Annotated in this window: 1 protein-coding gene; it reads right to left on the reverse strand. The window is 62.7% G+C overall.

Annotated features, from left to right (window positions below; translation table 11 throughout):
- Window positions 1-612 (reverse strand): FAD-dependent oxidoreductase (locus PV761_RS24240; protein WP_347900057.1); only part of this gene is annotated, 612 nt, incomplete at both ends.

Genomic DNA, 612 nt, shown 5'->3' on the forward strand with positions numbered 1-612 from the left:
CAGGGCACCGGTTTCAAAACGTTCCAGCGCAAACGGCTTATTCAGCTTGTGCGGGGCACCCGTGGCGATATTGTGCGCGAACGTCAGCCCGGCAGCCGGGGTCGCCTTGAAACCGCCCGTGCCCCAGCCGCAGTTCACAAACATGTTCTCCACCGGGGTGTTGCCCACGATCGGGGACGCATCCAGGGTCGTGTCCACAATCCCGCCCCAGGTCCGCAGCACATGCGCCCGGGCAAAAATGGGGAACAGCTCAACCGCGGCGGCCATCTGGTGCTCAATCACATGGAAGGACCCGCGCTGGCCGTAACCGTTATACGAATCCACGCCCGCGCCCATCACCAGTTCGCCCTTATGGGCCTGCGAAACATAGACGTGCACGTGGTTGGACATCACCACCGTCGGGTGGACCGGCTCGTGCAGTTCGGAAACCAGTGCCTGCAGCGGGTGGGACTGGATGGGGAGCCGGAAACCGGCCATTTCGGCCAGGACCGAGCTGTGCCCGGCGGCTGCGAGACCCACCTTTTCGGTGTTGATGGTGCCCTTGTTGGTCTTGACACCCACCACGCGGTTGCCGTCCTTGATGAAGCCGGTGACTTCACAGTTCTGGATGAT

The sequence above is a fragment of the Arthrobacter sp. CC3 genome (assembly GCF_039907775.1).
GTDB lineage: Bacteria > Actinomycetota > Actinomycetes > Actinomycetales > Micrococcaceae > Arthrobacter.